This window comes from Rothia mucilaginosa (genome assembly GCF_964211445.1).
Classification (GTDB): Bacteria; Actinomycetota; Actinomycetes; order Actinomycetales; family Micrococcaceae; genus Rothia; species Rothia mucilaginosa_E.
Map to the genome: position 1 here is coordinate 17701 of NZ_CAXOQT010000014.1, position 16956 is coordinate 34656.

The 16956-nt window shown below is 62.3% G+C and carries 11 protein-coding genes; 2 read left to right on the plus strand and 9 right to left on the minus strand.

Features of this window, described 5'->3' with window-relative positions; all coding sequences use genetic code 11:
* Nucleotides 1–70 precede the first annotated feature (70 nt).
* Together AB8E48_RS04835 and AB8E48_RS04840 are read left to right on the plus strand one after the other, a co-directional pair.
* Nucleotides 71–2956: an endonuclease gene (locus AB8E48_RS04835; protein ID WP_368885943.1), complete on the plus strand. Its 2886-nt coding sequence runs from the start codon at nucleotides 71–73 to the stop codon at nucleotides 2954–2956.
* A gap of 420 nt (nucleotides 2957–3376) precedes the next feature.
* Nucleotides 3377–6010: a hypothetical protein gene (locus tag AB8E48_RS04840; protein WP_368885944.1), complete on the plus strand. Its 2634-nt coding sequence runs from the start codon at nucleotides 3377–3379 to the stop codon at nucleotides 6008–6010.
* Between the two features lie 113 nt (nucleotides 6011–6123).
* Here AB8E48_RS04840 and AB8E48_RS04845 read toward each other — a convergent pair whose 3' ends face one another.
* The 9 genes from AB8E48_RS04845 to AB8E48_RS04885 all read right to left on the minus strand — a co-directional run bounded on the left by AB8E48_RS04845 (nucleotide 6124) and on the right by AB8E48_RS04885 (nucleotide 16873).
* Nucleotides 6124–6468 (minus strand): type II toxin-antitoxin system HicB family antitoxin, encoded by a 345-nt coding sequence (locus AB8E48_RS04845; protein WP_070635253.1) that lies wholly within the window; start codon nucleotides 6466–6468, stop codon nucleotides 6124–6126.
* Complete coding sequence (locus tag AB8E48_RS04850) at nucleotides 6461–6712, minus strand: toxin HicA (protein WP_049337750.1); 252 nt, start codon at nucleotides 6710–6712, stop codon at nucleotides 6461–6463. The genes AB8E48_RS04845 and AB8E48_RS04850 overlap by 8 nt, the downstream gene beginning before the upstream one ends.
* Nucleotides 6713–6842: 130 nt before the next feature.
* On the minus strand, nucleotides 6843–7943 hold the full coding sequence (locus AB8E48_RS04855; protein ID WP_368885945.1) for a 6-phosphogluconolactonase: 1101 nt from the start codon (nucleotides 7941–7943) through the stop codon (nucleotides 6843–6845).
* Nucleotides 7936–8922, minus strand: a complete 987-nt coding sequence (locus AB8E48_RS04860) for a glucose-6-phosphate dehydrogenase assembly protein OpcA (RefSeq protein ID WP_049347008.1) — start codon at nucleotides 8920–8922, stop codon at nucleotides 7936–7938. Before AB8E48_RS04860 ends, AB8E48_RS04855 begins: the two co-directional genes overlap by 8 nt.
* On the minus strand, nucleotides 8919–10466 hold the full coding sequence (gene zwf / locus AB8E48_RS04865) for a glucose-6-phosphate dehydrogenase (RefSeq protein ID WP_049347574.1): 1548 nt from the start codon (nucleotides 10464–10466) through the stop codon (nucleotides 8919–8921). The genes AB8E48_RS04860 and zwf overlap by 4 nt, the downstream gene beginning before the upstream one ends.
* Nucleotides 10467–10742: 276 nt before the next feature.
* Entirely contained in the window at nucleotides 10743–11843 is a 1101-nt protein-coding gene (gene tal, locus AB8E48_RS04870) for a transaldolase (RefSeq protein WP_070604268.1), read from the minus strand.
* Between the two features lie 200 nt (nucleotides 11844–12043).
* The gene (gene tkt / locus AB8E48_RS04875) at nucleotides 12044–14146 is read right to left on the minus strand and encodes a transketolase (protein ID WP_368885946.1); all 2103 of its coding nucleotides are present in this window, start codon (nucleotides 14144–14146) and stop codon (nucleotides 12044–12046) included.
* A gap of 697 nt (nucleotides 14147–14843) precedes the next feature.
* Nucleotides 14844–15743 (minus strand): ABC transporter permease, encoded by a 900-nt coding sequence (locus AB8E48_RS04880; protein ID WP_368885947.1) that lies wholly within the window; start codon nucleotides 15741–15743, stop codon nucleotides 14844–14846.
* On the minus strand, nucleotides 15740–16873 hold the full coding sequence (locus AB8E48_RS04885) for an ABC transporter ATP-binding protein (protein WP_368885948.1): 1134 nt from the start codon (nucleotides 16871–16873) through the stop codon (nucleotides 15740–15742). Before AB8E48_RS04885 ends, AB8E48_RS04880 begins: the two co-directional genes overlap by 4 nt.
* Between the last annotated feature and the right edge of the window lie 83 nt (nucleotides 16874–16956).

The following is a 16956-nucleotide window of genomic DNA, read 5'->3' on the forward strand; positions in this document are numbered from 1 at the left end:
CCGCACCCGTTCAAACCCTCCGTTCAACTCTATTACAACCATTCACCATCAACTCTGAAAGCAGGTACCAATGACTGATACCGCCCAGCCGCATAACCCCGGCGAACATAGCGCCAGCGGGCGCACCCTCGAAGAGCGCCGCGCCGCCCTCAAAGCCCTCATTGCGGCAGAATCAACTGACGTGCAGGAATACCACGCCGTCATCACCGGCGCCACCGAGGAGGAGCGCGCCTCCCTCGCCCGAACCCTCACCCCTAAGAGCGTTATCGGTAGCGACCACATTAACCGCACCCCGCTTGCCGCCTACGTTGCCGGCGCACTCGTGCGCACCCCCGACGGTGACCCGTGGGAATACCACCGTTCCGCCGGCCGCGCCATGCGCACCCTGCTCTGGGAGGGGCGCCCGGATCAGCAGCTGATTGACGCGTTCCTGCTCGGCGCCACCGAACGCCCCGACGAGTGGATTCTGCGTTTTATTGAGGGCCTGTCGAACTCTTGGGCGCGCTCGAAGAAGATTTGGGAAACCTGCTACACGCTGCTTCGCGCCCGCAACCTGAGCTGCGATGCCCCCGAATACCTGGTCCTTTTCCTGCACGAAGCCCTGCCCTGCGTGAAGAAGGACAGCGCCAGCAACCACGCCCAGCTCAAAACCTTCTTCACCCGCGACATGACCCTGCTCGACCAGGAGTTTTGGGCTGTTTTCCGCACCGAAGGGGTGCTCTTCAAGGGCTATGGCAACTACATGGGCGAAAGCGCGGAACTGTGCCGACTCATGGGCGAATACTTCGACATTCGCGACGAGATTCTGGACGCCCTGCTACGCGGCCTGACCAGCGATTTCAGCGCCTTCAACTCGGCTGCATTCCACTCCATCTACACCGACCTGCAGCCCACCGACGCAGAAAACCGGGCACGCTTCGGGCAGCTCATGGCTGTACTCACCGCAGAGCCCAGCGCCTCCGTCGGATTCGCCCAGACCATGCTGCAGAACGTGCTCAAAGCCTGCGCACCCGCCGCACTGCAGAAAACCCCCGACCTGCAGCCCCTCGAACAGGTTGAGCTGGAACAGCTCATCGACGCACTCGGCGCGAACCTCTACCGCACCGAAAAGAAGATTCAGCGCGGCGCCCTGCGCCTGCTCAAGCTCATTGCCACCCAATACGCCGGTGTGAGCAAAGCCAAGCGCAAGAAGGCGCAAACCGCCGAGCAGGTGGCGCTCGCCAACTATGTTGCTGACCGTGTTCTTGAAGCCTACGAGGTGCTACCCCTGGAGTTGCGCGGCGCTGCGGAAGCCTGCCTGCCCGAAGACCGCCTACCCCAGCCGGAAGAGGCGGAGGCGGCGGGCGCCTCCGTAGAGGTGCCGCCGGTGCTGTTGCCCGGCACCCCGCGCCATGAGCCGTTCACCCCCATTACGGATTTGAACGAGTTCTGCACTCTGCTGACTGAGGAGTCGAACACCACCTCCGGCCGTGTGGCGGGGGAGAAGAGCCCCCGCGCTGCTGGTGAGAACATGGCGCGTCTCTACCACTTTGCCGCGACCGACAAGCTGGCACCGGCGGAACAGCAGCAGCTTCGTACCCTGCGCAAAATTGCTGACCATTACAGCTACAACAACGTCGCGTACATGCCTGCGCTCTGCGCCGTGTTGGAAGCTAACGCCGAGGCCGCGGGATACAAGTCTGAGGAAATTTCCGAAATGGCTTCGATCATGCAGCGTTTTGAACGTAGCCAGCTGATATGGCGGCGCTCCAGCGACCATAGCAAGCTCATTTCTACAGAAGAGATGGTGCGCCTGGTCGTCCAGAATAAGCACCACCTCTGGGACCCTGGCTACACGTCGCTAGAAGGCTACCGTGACCTCTACAAGATCTTCCGCGAGCAGATGCGTGCCGTCGCCGCCGGGGGAGAGTACCACACAGAAGGTCGCACGGTGCGTCTGCTGAGCGCACCACTACCTGCCCGTCAGCTTACCTACAGCGACTGGACTTATCGCACTGTTTCTGCCCTGGATATCCCCTGGAGCGTCTACTATTCCGGCCTTAATGACAGCAAGGTTGAGGAATACCGTAAAGCTAGCCAAGCGGGAGAACCCACCGGAAAATTTGTTGCCGCCGACTTTGTTCGTCATGAACCGATGTGGCAGGTCGAGAGCGATATCGTGGATACCGTGGATGAGGCGCGCGAGGCGCTGAGCCACGCAACCGCTGGCATGAGCCCCGAGGAGGCCATCGCCTACGAGGTGCTGAACACCGCGTTCATTCCCTTCACCTTTTTGCCGAATGCTTCTGAATCATACGGATGGCAGGGCGACTTCATGACGGCGCTTACCGAGTGGGCATCCTGGCTGCTAAAGAATAACCCGGACCTGCTCTCTGCATACTTCTTGTTCGCCGCTTCGGAGTGCGTTGAGGAGAAGACCATCACCCCCGTTCCCGTACTCATGCGTGCGTTGAGGGAGTCCACCGTGCAGGTGGGCGCCCCGACCTGCACCCTGCTCGGCTACGTGGCGAGCGCGAAGAATCCTGAGTACCGTCTGGCGGCGGCAGAGGCCATTGCGGCGCTCTTTGAGGCGGGCCTGCTGGATGCGTCAACCTTCGCAGAGACCCTGAAGTGGGCTCTGGAGGACGGGATGGTCCTTGCGAACCGCCTGGTGGCGACCCTGCGTGAGGTGTCGGGTATCGGTGTTCTGGCGGGTTGGCGTGTGCTGCAGGTTCTGCGCCTGCTGTTGCCGATGGTCGGTGAGCTGACGAAGGGCGGCGACTATGTGCGCCTGGCGGTTGAGCTTGCCGAACTGTACGGCACGCCGGTTGAGATTCCCGCCGAGCTGGAGCCGAAAATGAAGGGATCCACCGTGCTGGCGAAGAGCTTGCGTGCCCTGGCTGCGGTGCCTGCCCGCAAGACGGAGGAGGCGCTTGCCGCCCGCGAGGCCGCGCTCGCCCTATTGGGCGAGTCCTAGCCTGAAAAACCTACCTGCCGGTGAGGCCACTTGCCCCTTAGTTAGAGCCTCACCGGCGGGTGGAAAACCCCAAGTATGCTTCGGTGACGAAACGGCTTGACCACCGTCGCGGGGCGAGAGTACTCTATAGGTAATGGCGGATCATGAAGAGTCCTACTTTCTGAAATATCTTTTTCTTATATTTGTCGGATTCTTCGCTTCCCGCCATTTTTCTTTTAACTTCCGTTCCCGCATAAGCTGAGCGCCGCAGCGCCGCCCCGGCTCCGCGACATGTAACCGCCTGTTGCCTCGCGAATACGCACCTCCCGCAGGTCACCGATGACCAAACGCAACGACAACCCGCGCCCACGCCGCTACGATAAGAACATAGATACACCACCGACGGTGACAGTCGGGTGAGACCAACGGAAAGGACGACCCGTGACTACCCCCTACGACGCATCCCCCTACCTGCAGGAATCACCCTACCTCAACGAATCCGCATACCTTCACGGCGAAGCACCCGAAGGCCTCAGCCCCCTCGTGCGCCTCATCCTGATGCGCCGCTACGGCGTGTACGTCTTCACCGACCTGTACGGCCCCTCCTACCGTTCGAACTACTCGAGCATTAATGAGCGGCACCAGGCCGGCGTATTCGACACCGACCTGGGGCGAGTGTCCGCCCTGAGCAATTGCGGCCTGACCCTCAGCGAGGAATCCCTCGCCCAGGCGCTGAAGGTCAGCGCCAACGAATTTGCCCTGTTCTTGACCATCTGGTCCTACGAGTACGGGTACCGTCCCGGCCGCGTGTTCCGCCGCGACTTTGATCTGCGCGCCCTGACGCTCACCGACGAGCAGCGCTACACCGAGCAGATCATGCACTACCTCTCCAACCCGTACTACAACCCGGACGGCACCGAGCGCATCGTTGGTGGTCTGCCCGAGAACTACGTGCCCTACGAGTGGCAGCAGCCAATGAGCCGCGCCAACTTCACGAGCATGGAACGCAACCGCCGACCCCTGCAGATGGTCAGCGGCGTTCAGAACGCCCTAATCATGGCGGGTGCCCTCTACCAGCAGCTGCTCGGTCAGCAACAGGCGTACAACCAGACCGACCAGCGCGACCTTGTGGCGTTGCGCCGTTTCCTCGCCCAGCATGACGCTCTGCCGGGTGCTCGCCCGGAGAACACCAGCCGCGAAAACCGCGTGTTTATCGCCGCCTGCCTGCACCCCGAAGACGCTGAGCACTTGCGCACCATGAAGGAGGCCCTCGCCCTCGCCGCCGCATACTCGCGTCTGCGTTTCAACGGCACGGTGGGGGACCTGAGCCTGAGCATCGCGCCGCGCCTGAAGCTACGCCGTAGCGAACGCACCCGCATCGCACACCTGCTCAACCGGGTGCTGGAGGCTGACCCGGTCGGTGCCCGCTACGACAGCGCACCCGGTGCCGAAATGTACAAGCGCCTCGTCAAGGCGGTTCACCCCGGCGACTACCCCTCGCTGACCGCGCTGAGCCGTTGGGCTGACGACCTGTACCGCGGTGAGGTGTACAGCTTCGAGTCGCTGGTGGACCGCGCCTACGCTACCCGGGATGCGCAGAACGTGGCTCGTCTGCTGTCCACGCGTCCGGGCGTGTTTGCGCGCCAGCTGGTGCGCGCCCTGACCGCTTTTGAGGCGCCGCGCTACGGCATCGACACCGCCCCGAGCCCCGGCCAGCAGGTCATCTTTGATGCGTTCGCCGCCGTGGCGCCGCGCGTGTCCGCGCCTATCCTGGTTCAGATTCGTAACCTGGTGACCCTGCAGCGCAACGCGCTCGCGAACCCGCCGAAGGAACGTCCCGCCAACCCGGTCGCGGCGCAGGAGGACCGGGAGCTCGCTGACTACGCGCGCCGCAACCCGGAGGGCATCGCCAGGGTTCAGAACATCATGCAGAATGCGGGCATCCCGAACCCGCTGGGTTCGTTCTTCGGGGATAATTCCGGCCCGGAGAACCCGCTACCTTCCATTCCGGTCGGTTCCGACCCCTCTACGAGTCAGCGTGAGGAGCGCCGCGCGGCGTCCGCCCAGAAGGCTCAGCCTGCCGCGCCGCAGCGCATGAACCTGTCCAAGACCGGCATCGCGACCATGATTCCGGCGCGCGAGTACAGCCCGGCGGTGCTGGACCTGCTGGAGCGCCTGGTCGAGATTGGCCTGTCTGGTCGCCTTGCCGAGACCAGCATCTACCTGCCCGACGAGGTGGGCGATATGGTCATGCCGCTGAACACCCGCAGTGCCCGCCCCTCCCTGGACGGCATGGGCCGCTACAATACCTCGACGGTGCACCTGCCGCCCACCGGCGTGATTCGCCTCTTCTGCTTCTGGGATGAGGGCGTGGACATTGACCTGTCGCTGATGATGTTCGATGCCGAAGGCAACTACATGGACAAGATCAGCTACTGGTCGCAGACCGTGAAAAACAGCCAGGGCGCCATTTACGCGCACCACTCCGGCGACATTACGGACGGTACCGGCGGCGCCTGGGAGTACATCGACATTGAGGCTCGCAAGGCGCTCAAGGCGGAGGTGTGCTACCTCGTGCCGGTGGTGCAGCTGTACTCCGGCTTCGGGGAGGCACACACCCTGGCCGCGGTGAACGACCTGCAGGCGGGCTTCATGGTGGTGCCCGCCGTGGGTGTGGGTGAGGTGCACGAGGTGAGCCAGGTGCACACCAAGTTCGCCCTGCGCGCGGAGAGCCGCGGCGTGCTACCGTTCATCGTGGACCTGCAGAACCGCGACCCGTACGACATTCCCGATGAGACCGACGCCATCGTGAAGGTGACGGATATTGGTCTTGCCCGCGGTATTAACGTGCTGCAGTCCGGCGCGAACATCACCGCCGTGCGTGAGCACTTCGACTGGGCGCAGCCCATGATGGTGCGCGAGTACCTGCAGCTGACCGGCGCGAAGCTCGTCCCGACCGCAGAGGAGGCGCAGGAGGTGCTGGAGGCGACGGTCCCCTCATTGGCGGCGCTGTACGTGGGCTTCGAGACGGACGACTCGGAGGAGCCTCAGGATTCTGCCGTCCCTGAGCGGTAGCGCGGCATAGCAAAAGGGTGGAGCCCCGGATAGCAACTATCCGGGGCTCCACCCTTTTGTCATGCCATAACATTTTGGAATCATCATTGGATGATGAAGATGTACTGGCTTACTTAGGCGACTGCCTCGAGCTGTTGGCTCACGTACTGGTTCAGGCTCTGGTGAGAAAGCGCTGCCTGCTGAACCAAACGACGATGCAATTGCGGTGAAACACGTAGGTTGAATCGTCCCGAGAAGGAACGCAGGGAGAACGGTTCGGGTGCCTCGCGGCCGTCTTCTTCAAGAATTTCGAGGGTATCGGCGACGACTTCTCGAATACCTGCGAATGCTTCGGTCGAGGTCGGTGCCAGGTATGAGAGGCTGGGGAATTCGGCGACGGTTCCGACAAATTCCTGGTCGTCTTCAGACCACTCGACACGGTAGGTGTAGAGCTCTTGGCGGGGGAGAGTATTAGTCATCGTTATTCTCCAGTTTTCGAATGGCTGCTAGAACCTGCTTGACTTGGTATTTCTTTGCTTTACCAGAGTTTCCCTGCTGAATATTGACAATAGGGTCACCATGCCAGGGAGTGCTGTAGTAGTGGTGAGATCCGCGGATACGCGGCGCTCCAAAGAAATGAGTACATACCTTTTGAAGTTGAGTGAAAGTAACGTTTTGAGGGCTGGCGGCCATCTTCGCGACTAAATCTTCAATACTCGGCATACTTCATGGTACCACTTCTAGTACCATTTCGGACTGGTTCAAAAACCATAGAGAAAAGCCCCGGATAGTCACCTATCCGGGGCTCCACTCTTTAATCTTGATGCAGTTAGAACTGATTCAGAACCGAACCTTACGGGCGGTTCTCAGGAGCCAGAGACTCCTCGGTTGCAAAAATCAGGGTCTGCTTCTTACCTCGAGCACCCACCGCCGGGGTCTCCAGCAGCAGCTCCGCGTTCAGATCCTCAGCGTCCAGCTTCGCGCCAGCCAGCAGGCGACTGGTCGCATCCTGCTTATCCTCACCGGTGATGAGGAAGAAAATATGACGCGAATTATTGATGATCGGCAGGGTCACCGACACGCGCTCAGCCGGAGGCTTCGGCGAATCAGAAACCATCACAGTCACGGCCTTACCGCCCTCAACCGGGTCCTCCGGCAGGCCGGTACCCAGCAGAACCTGCTTACGGCCCGGGAACAGGGACGCAATGTGGCCGTCCGGGCCCATGCCCAGCAGGGTGATGTCAAAGACCGGTGCGGGCCACTGGCCGCCACCGCCACCGCCACCACCGCAGCCTCCGCCGCCGCATCCGCAACCACCTGCGGGCTCAGCAGCCTCAACGTCAAATTCGTCCAGGGTGGTCTCTTCGATGGACTGCTCCGGTGCGGACGAACCACAACCGCCGCCACCGCAACCACAGCCGCCGGAGCCGCCATGCTCGTGACCTGTGCCACCACCGTGACCGCCAGCCAGCGGCAGTTCGGTTGCGCCCTCAGGCATCTGCACGCTCACAGCCGGTGCAGAACCGGCGTAGTCGCGCATCTCAAAAGCGTAGTGCTCGGCAGCAGCCTCAAGACCGGTGAAAATATCGGACGGACCCATGCGGTGCACATTGCCCACAACCAGGCCGTGCGACAGCAGGGGAGCGAGCAGCGCCTCAATAGCCTGACCGTCATTACGTTCGGGGCTACGCTCGGGCACAAAACGCTCATCGGAGAACCAGAAGTGCACGCGCGACCAGTCAATATCCTTCACACGCTCGTTCTCAGCCCACGCCTTCAAGGTGGCGATACCCATGGTGCCGCCAGTCAGCGAAATGTGGGCGATCGTGCGCTCAGAGAGCACGTGCTCAATGATGTCGAGGATGCGGGTCACCGCGTCCGCTGCGAGAGCGTCGCGGGTCGGGTGCGCCACCAGGACGGGGGTGGATGCGCCCATGTTCTGAATCTTAGGCATCGAAAACCTCCGGGTATTCTTCGAGGTCCAGCATGTCTTCAGGCTGGCAGGTGTCGTCCACGAGGGTTACGGTGCGCAGTGCCTGCTTCAGTACGTCACCGTAGGTGTCGTCCGGGTCGAGGCGGCGCAGCTCCTCAGAGATGCACTCGGCGAGGGTACGCACCGGCAGCGCAATCTGCTGATCGGGCGCGTACGGGGTGGAGATGGTCGCCACGGAAATACCGGGGCGGAACATCGTCACGGAACCGTCTTCACGCTCGATGCTGACGCGGTACAGGCCGCGGTTTGCCGCGCCAATGGTGGCGAGGTGCACGGGCGCTTCAAGCTTCCAGCCGAGCCACGTACCGAGCAGCACCACGGACGGGGACTTGCCCGAACCCCACACGACCACGCGGCGCACGGGGGAGGAGGGCATCTGTTCCATGAGCGCTGCCAGCTGGGTGCGCCACAGGGTGAGGCGGGTCCACGCCAGGTCGGTGTCGCCGGCACGGAACACCTCGGCGAGGTGCTTGAGGGCTTCCTTCGGGTCTGCTGCACGTGCCGAATCGGTGATGCGGCGCTGCGCGATACGACCGATGGAGTGCTGTGCCGGGTTCTCGGGTACCGAGTGCGGCCACCAGACCACGATGGGGGAGTCCGGCAGCAGCAGACCGGAAATCAGCGCCTCGGTCGGGCGGGATGCGCTACCCCAGCCGCGCAGAACAATCATCTCGGATGCGCCGGTGTCGCCGCCGAGGTGGATTTCTGCATCCAGCTGGTCCGGGTCGAGCGGATCGTGGGAGATGTGCACAATAATGCGGCTCGGGTGTTCGTGGGAGGCACGAATTGCGGCGCGCATTGCTTCGCGGGAGTGGCCCTTTTCCGCGAGAACAACGAGGGTGAGTACTCGTCCGCTGCTGAGGCTACCGTTGGCGGCAGTCAGGTGGCTCAGTTCCTTGTTGATGGCGGAAACGGTGGTGTTATGCAGGTGCGAGATCACGGGCGCCTCCAAGCGCGGTTGTCACGCTCAAGCATCTCGTGTGCTGAACGCGGACCCCACGAACCGGACTCGTAGGGTTCAGGCTTAATGCGGTTTTCTTCCCAGTACTCTTCGAAGGGGTCGAGGATCTTCCAGGAGAGCTCAACTTCTTCGTGGCGGGGGAACAGCGGCGGCTCGCCGAGCAGAACGTCCAGGATGAGGCGTTCGTAGGCTTCGGGGGACTCTTCGGTGAAGGAGTGGCCGTAGCCGAAGTCCATGTTGACGTCGCGGATTTCCATCTGTGTGCCGGGCACCTTCGCGGAGAATCGGATGGTCATGCCTTCGTCGGGCTGCACGCGGATGACGATGGCGTTCTGGCCGACCTGCGGGTTTTCACGTTCGCCGAAGAGACGGTCGGAGGACTTCTTGAAGACCACGGCGATTTCGGTGACTCGGCGGCCCAGGCGCTTGCCGGCGCGCAGGTAGAAGGGGGTGCCTTCCCAGCGGCGGTTTGCGATGGACACCTTCAGCGCTGCGAAGGTTTCGGTGCGGGAGTCTGCGGGGATGTCGTTTTCGTCGAAGAAGCCGTTGACGTGCTCGCCGCCCTGGTAGCCTGCGGCGTACTGGCCGAGCGCGAAGGAGTTCGGCAGGTCGTCGATGCGGACTGCTTCGAGGACCTTCGCTTTCTCGGCGCGCAGGTGCTTTGCGTCGAGGCTGAGGGGCTCTTCCATGGCGGTGAGGGCGAGCAGCTGCAGCAGGTGGTTCTGGATGACGTCGCGGGCCGCACCCACGCCGTCGTAGTAGCCTGCGCGGGAGCCGATGCCGATGTCTTCAGCCATGGTGATCTGGACGTGATCAACGTAGTGGGAGTTCCAGAGGGGTTCGAACATCTGGTTGGAGAAACGCATCGCCAGGATGTTCTGCACGGTTTCCTTGCCCAGGTAGTGGTCGATTCGGAACACGGCGTCGGGCGGGAAGACTGCCTCCACGATGGAGTTCAGTTCGCGTGCGCTTTCAAGGTTGTGTCCGAAGGGCTTCTCAATGACCACGCGGCGCCAACCGTCGACAGGGTTGACGGTGTCGTTATCGCGGGATGCGAGGTCGTGTTCGGCGAGCTTGGTGAGGACCTGCTCGAATGCCTTCGGGGGAATCGACAAGTAGAAGGCGTGGTTGCCGTGAGCACCACGCTCGTCGAGTTCGGCAAGGGTGCTCTTGAGCTGTTCATAGGCTGCGTCGTCGTCAAAGGCACCTACGACGAATCGCATGCCCTGCTGGAACTGGTTCCATACGTCTTCGCGGAAGGGGGTACGGGCGTGTGCTTCAACGGATTCGCGTACGTAGGAGCGGAAATCGTCATCGCTCCAGGGGCGGCGACCGAAGCCGACAAGGCCGAAGCTCGGGGGGAGCAAACCGCGGTTCATGAGGTCATACACTGCCGGAAGCAGCTTCTTGCGGGCCAGGTCACCGGTTACGCCAAAGAAGACGAGCGCGGACGGCCCCGCAATGCGGGTAATGCGGCGGTCGCGAGTGTCCCTGAGGGGGTTCGCTTCATGACCGATAGTCACAATATATTCCTTTGATTGCCTTGGTTGGTTCGTGCGGCGCGCGGTTCGTACCTTGTCGCGCGGAGGCGATGCCGCATTCTGGAAGGTGTGTACCCTGTATTGTACCGGTTTTGACGGGATTGTCTCAGTGGCACCCTAATCCACCGAGATTCCCCGAACGGTGAAGCTCTGGCGGGAACCCCGGCGGATTAGGATGCGGTGCCGCGGTGCGCATCGGGCGGTGCACACCGACAGTGTTTAGTGCCGCGCTATATTTCAGCGGCTGCTGGGGTGCGGCTACTTAGCCTGCTCGAGTGCCTCGCGGACGGTCTGCAGCAGCTCTTCCCAGGAGACGTCGAACTTGGACAGGCCCTCAACCTCGAGCTTCTCCACGACCTCCGGGTAGGAGACGTAAGCGGAGATAGCGTCCAGAACGTTGTTGGACTCGGAGTAGTTCGGCACGATGGTGTTGCCGGTAACCTCGCCGTGGTCGGCAACAGCGTTCAGGGTTGCCTCGGGCATGGTGTTCACGGTGTTGGGGGCAACCAGGCCGGTGACGTACAGGGTGTCCGGCAGGGACGGGTCCTTCACACCGGTGGATGCCCACAGCGGGCGCTGTACGTTCGCGCCGTGTGCCTGCAGACGTGCCCAACGCTCGGAGGAGAACATTTCCTCGAACACCTCGTAGGCGAGGCGTGCGTTTGCCAGGCCTGCCTTGCCCTTGAGCTGCACAGCGTCGCCGCCGGCAGCTTCGAGGCGCGCATCGATTTCGGTGTCTACGCGGGAGACGAAGAAGGATGCGACCGAGTGGATGGTGGACAGGTCCTTACCGTTCTCCAGTGCCTGCTCCAGGCCGAGCATGTAGGCGTTGATGACCTCGCGGTAGCGGGTCAGGGAGAAGATCAGAGTCACGTTCACGCTGATGCCAGCAGCCAGGGTCTCCGCGATGGGGCGCAGGCCTTCCTGGGTTGCGGGGATCTTAATCATGACGTTTTCGCGGCCCACGCGCTCGTAGAGTTCACGTGCCATCTTGGCGGTGCCTTCGGCGTCGCGTGCCAAGCGGGGGTCAACTTCGATGGAGACGCGGCCGTCAAAACCGTTGGATGCCTTGTAGACGGGTGCGAACACGTCGCAGGCTGCGCGCACATCGTCGCAGGTTGCGGCGAAGACTGCCTCTTCAACGCTTGCGCCGGCGGCGGCAAGCTCACGCATCTGCTCAGCGTATGCGGCGCCCTTGGAGAGCGCGCCAGCGAAGATGGTGGGGTTGGTGGTCACACCGACGACGTTGTGGGTCTTGATGAGTTCGGCGAGGTTGCCGCTGGTCAGACGCTCACGGGAGAGGTCGTCAAGCCAGATGGAGACACCGGCGTCGGAAAGCTTCTGAGTGGACTCAGACATGTGAAAACCTTCGATTCTTTGTCGAAATTGAAATTTGAGATATCAGTGAAATCTTCTGGGCGGCGGGAGGCTCCGGCTGAGAGGTCAGCCGGAGCCTACCCGTTGCGCCTGCACCCCACCCGTACAGAGGCGCCCGTACAGAGGAGCCCGCACAGGAGGGGGCGCAGTGTGCGCGGCAGTTACCGCGGCGTTGTTATTGCCTACTTAGCGGCCTCGATGGATTCCTTAGCGGCCGCCACGACAGCTTCCGCGGTGATACCGAATTCGCGGTACAGGGTCTTCGCATCGGCGGATGCACCGAAGTGCTCGATGGACACGGCGCGGCCGGCGGTGCCGAGCAGGTCGTACCAGCTCATTGCCAGGCCAGCCTCGACGGAGACACGCGCTGCCACGGAGGAGGGCAGAACCGACTCGCGGTACTCTTCGCTCTGCTCGGCGAACCACTCACGCGAAGGCATGGAAACCACGCGGGCGGCGATGCCCTGCTCTGCGAGGGTTGCGCGAGCCTGAACGGCCAGCTCAACCTCGGAACCGGTAGCGATCAGGATGACGTCCGGGGTGCCCTCGGTGTCAGCCATGATGTAGCCGCCGCGTGCGGTGCCCTCAGCGGAAGCGAACTTCTCACCCTCAGCGTCTGCGTGCACGTCTTCACGAGCCCAAACGGGCAGGTTCTGGCGGGAGAGCACGATACCTGCGGGGCGGTCGGACTTCTCCAAGATGGTGCGCCATGCGACAGCGGTTTCGTTAGCGTCCGCGGGGCGAACCACGTCGAAGCCGGGGATAGCGCGCAGGGAGGAGAGGTGCTCAATGGGCTGGTGGGTGGGGCCGTCCTCGCCCACGCCGATGGAGTCGTGGGTCCACACGTACAGCGCGGGAACGCCCATCAGCGCGGAAAGGCGAACAGCCGGGCGCTGGTAGTCGGAGAACACGAAGAAGGTACCCGAGAACGCGCGGGTCGGGGAGGAGAGCACAATACCGTTCACGATAGCTGCGGCAGCCTGCTCGCGAATACCGAAGTGCAGCACGCGGCCGTAGGGGTTCGCGGTCCAGTCTTCGGTGCTGCGCGATGCCGGGTTGAAGGACTCTGCACCCTTGATGGTGGTCAGGTTCGAACCGGCGAGGTCAGCGGAGCCGCCCCACAGTTCGGGGAAGGTGTCAGCAATAGCGTTGATGACGGTGCCGGATGCCGCGCGGGTTGCCACGGAGGTGCCAGCCTCGAACACGGGGAAGGCAGCCTTGTAGTCTGCGGGCAGTTCGCCTGCGACGAGGCGCTTGTACAGTTCGGCGCGCTCGGGGTTTGCCTTAGCCCATGCCTCGAACTTCTCGTCCCATGCCTTGTGTGCCGCAGCGCCGCGCTCAACGAGCTGGCGGGTGTGTGCCAGGACGTTCTCCTCGATGAAGAAGCTCTTGGCGGGGTCGAAGCCGAGCAGTTCCTTGGTTGCGGCGACCTCTTCGGCACCGAGCTTGGAGCCGTGCACTGCGCCGGTGTTCTGCTTGGTGGGGGCGGGGTAGCCGATGATGGTGCGCAGCTCGATGAAGGAGGGCTTGTCGGTGACAGCCTTCGCACGCTCAATAGCGGCGTACAGTTCTGCGACGTCCTCAACGTAGTCGCCGGTGCGGGTCCAGTCCACGCGCTGAACATCCCAGCCGTAGGACTCGTAGCGCTTTGCTACGTCCTCGGTGAAGGCAACGTCGGTGTCTTCCTCAATGGAGATGTGGTTGCGGTCCCACACGACAATCAGGTTGCCGAGCTCCTGGTGACCTGCGAGCGCGCACGCCTCGGCGGTGACGCCTTCCTGCACGTCACCCTCGGAGGCAATGACGTAGACGTGGTGGTCGAAGGGGGAGGTGCCCGGCGCTGCTTCGGGGTCGAACATGCCGCGCATACGGCGCTGTGCGTAGGCGAAACCAACGGCGGATGCCAGGCCCTGGCCGAGCGGGCCGGTGGTGATTTCTACACCCTTGGTGTGCTTGTATTCGGGGTGGCCGGGGGTGAGGGCACCCCAGGTGCGCAGGGCTTCCAGGTCCTTCATTTCCAGGCCGTAGCCGCCGAGGAACAGCTGAGTGTACAGGGTGAGGGAGGTGTGGCCGGGGGAGAGGATGAAGCGGTCACGGCCTTCCCAGCGGTCGTCGGAGGGATCCTGGTTCATGACCTTCTGGAAGAGCAGGTAGGCGACCGGCGCCAGGCTCATTGCGGTGCCGGGGTGGCCGGATCCGACCTTTTCTACGGCGTCTGCGGCGAGGATACGTGCGGTATCTACGGCGCGCTGGTCGGTTTCTGTCCACTGGAAGTTCTCTGCCACGTGGGTGTCCTTTCACAACGTGAGTGGATGCGCCAGCAGGCTTGTGCTAGCGCGCTGTCCGTCGGGTGTAACGTGCCTTCGGGGGCGCTTATTCCCGCGCCGGTAGGTGACCGGGTAGGTACCAGGGTAGGTGCGGGGCACACGGGTGCTGTGTGCGGGGTGCCCGGAGGATGTTTCGACCCTTTCGTTTTAACAGGATAGTTCACTGGGCGGAAGTATCCGGTGTGTGAATGCAGACATTCACAGGGTGATACGGTGCTGAGATGGAGAAAAAGCGACGCTATAACGCGGGCTCCGCGGATTTCGTGGTGCACGTTTGAGCTGTGTTTCTGAGCTATGCGCTGAATATTGTTCAGTAACGTAACAATTTTTGTGTAAGTGGTGAAGCTCATGTTAAGGTTGAGCAGGAAGGTTGCAGACCGAAACAGTGGTTGGGTCGGTCTGCATCTCGGTGATTGAAGCCCCTCCTCCGCGTAAGAACCGTTGATTATCTTACTGTGGTGGTGAGATAAAAGGTTCTGGAGGAGGGTGCTTTCTTTTAGTCGCGGACTGCATATTCTATGCGCGTTTGAGGCTAAAGGTTTGTGTTATATGAATGGGCGCCGGATATGGATCGGAACATATCCGGCGCCCGCCTTTTAATCTGCGATTAGAAGAAGCGCTGTCTGCGCTTGCACTGTCTGTATTTGTGCTGCCTCTAGTCGGACCACTTGAACTTACGTGAGGCAACAAACCCAATGACCACGGTCCACACAATGAGGACCCAGTGCGGGTCGGCAAGCCACTGATGCTGAATGAAGTTACCGCGCAACGCATCACCCAGAGCCGCCGAGGGCGACCACGCCACAATTCCGGCGTACCAGTCGGGGAAGGACTTCAACGGGAACACCACGCCGCCGGCACCGGCAAGAATGACCCAGGCAATATTCACGATGGCGAGGGTCGCCTCCGCGCGCACCGTACCGGCAATGAGCAGGCCCAGCGCCGTAAATGCGCCAGCACCCATGATCATCGTGATGATGGAGCGCGAGACGGCGATAGCGTCCGGGCGCCACCCCAGACCGTAGCCGAGCACCGCAACCAGCGTGAACTGAATCGCCACGACCACGAGCACCGCAATGCATTTGCCCATGATCAGGCCGTTGCGGCCCAGGGGAGTGGTCGCCAAGAATCGCAGCACACCGTAGCGGCGATCAAAACCGGTGGCAATGCCCTGACCGGACAGCGCCGTAGAAATCACGCAGAGCGCCAGAACGCCGGGGACCGCCGCGTCCATGCGGGATACACCGACCGAGTTCGCGTACTCATCAATCAGACCGGTGAAACGCAGGGCGATAAGCGCCATGACGGGAAAAATAATGTTCAGCATTAGCTGTTCGCCGTTGCGGAGCATTGCCATGGTCTCGTAGCGGCCCTGCTCGATGACGCGCACGAGCGGGTAGTTCGCGCGCGGGGGAATGTACTCCTCGTCTTCGTCAATGGTGGAGACCTTGGGACGGGCGTTCGCGGCGCGTTCTTCCATATGGCGTTCTTCCGCCCGGTTCTCTTCTGCCTGAAGTTCTGCTCGCTCGTTGTTGCTACGTGCGGTGTTGCTCATCGGATATCACGTCCTGAAATGTCGAGGAAGACATCCTCAAGAGTCTTCGGTTCCATGGTCAGAGAAATGGGCATGAGGTAATGCTCAGCGAGAGCGGAGGTGAACGCAGCCAGGTGCTCGGGGCGCAACGTGCCGACCAGCTCGTACTCGCCGGGCACAGAGGGCGCGCCGTCACGAGCCGGGGTGTAGGGCACCTTCTCGATGAGCTCCACGCCGGCACGTAGGTGCGCGGGCAGCAGCTGCTCGCGGGTGGGGGTGGGGGCATCCAGGGTGTACTGCAGGCGGTTCGTGCCGTCGCTGGCGATGAGCTCGGAGACGGTGCCTTCCTGAACCGTGGTGCCGTTTTCAATGATGTAGACGTAATCGGCGAGCTTCTGCGCGTCATCAATCAGGTGCGTGGTGAGCACGATGGCGGTGCCGAGTTCACGTTGTTCACGAATGATGTCGAAGACGACGTTGCGGGATTGCGGGTCCAGGCCCGCGGAGGGTTCGTCGAGGAAGAGCACGTCCGGGCGGCCAATGAGGGCGGCGGCGAGGGAGACACGCTGCTTCTGACCACCCGAGAGGCGACGAATCGTGGTGCCGTTAAAAGTGTCAATGCCTAAGCGTTCCACGAGCTCTTCGACCGGGTACGGGTCGGTGTACATGGTTGAAATATGCTCGAGCAGCGGGATGGGGTGCATGGCGTTGGGCAGACCGCCGTCCTGGAGCATAATGCCGACCTTGGCGCGCAGCTCCGGGTCCGCCTGCAGCGGGTTCTCGCCGAGGAGGCGCACGGTACCGCGGGTGGGCTTGAGCAGGCCCTGTGCGCAGGCGAGGGTCGTGGTTTTGCCGGCACCATTAGCGCCAAGCAGGACGACCACTTCACCGGGAAAGACGCGCAGGTTGACCTTGTTGACGGCGCGGTAGAGCCCGCTGGCGGTGAGCCGTTCGGGGTATTTGGTGCGGAAGGCGCGTGAGGGCTTGAACTCTTTGATGAGGTCTTTAATGCTGAGCGCTGGTTCTTCTGCGATGGTGCGTCGTCGTGCGGTGGGGGAGGCGCTGGGCTCCGTGTGGTGCTCAGTGCGCGCCGTTGGTGCGGCGGATGCACGCCCCGGGTGGTCCTGCTGGCCCGCGGTGGTGGTCTCCATAGACAGTCACTTTCGATTTTTTCGATGAATGAGCGTATGTGCACCTTTCATCTTATGCCCTAACTCACGTTTAAGGCACACCC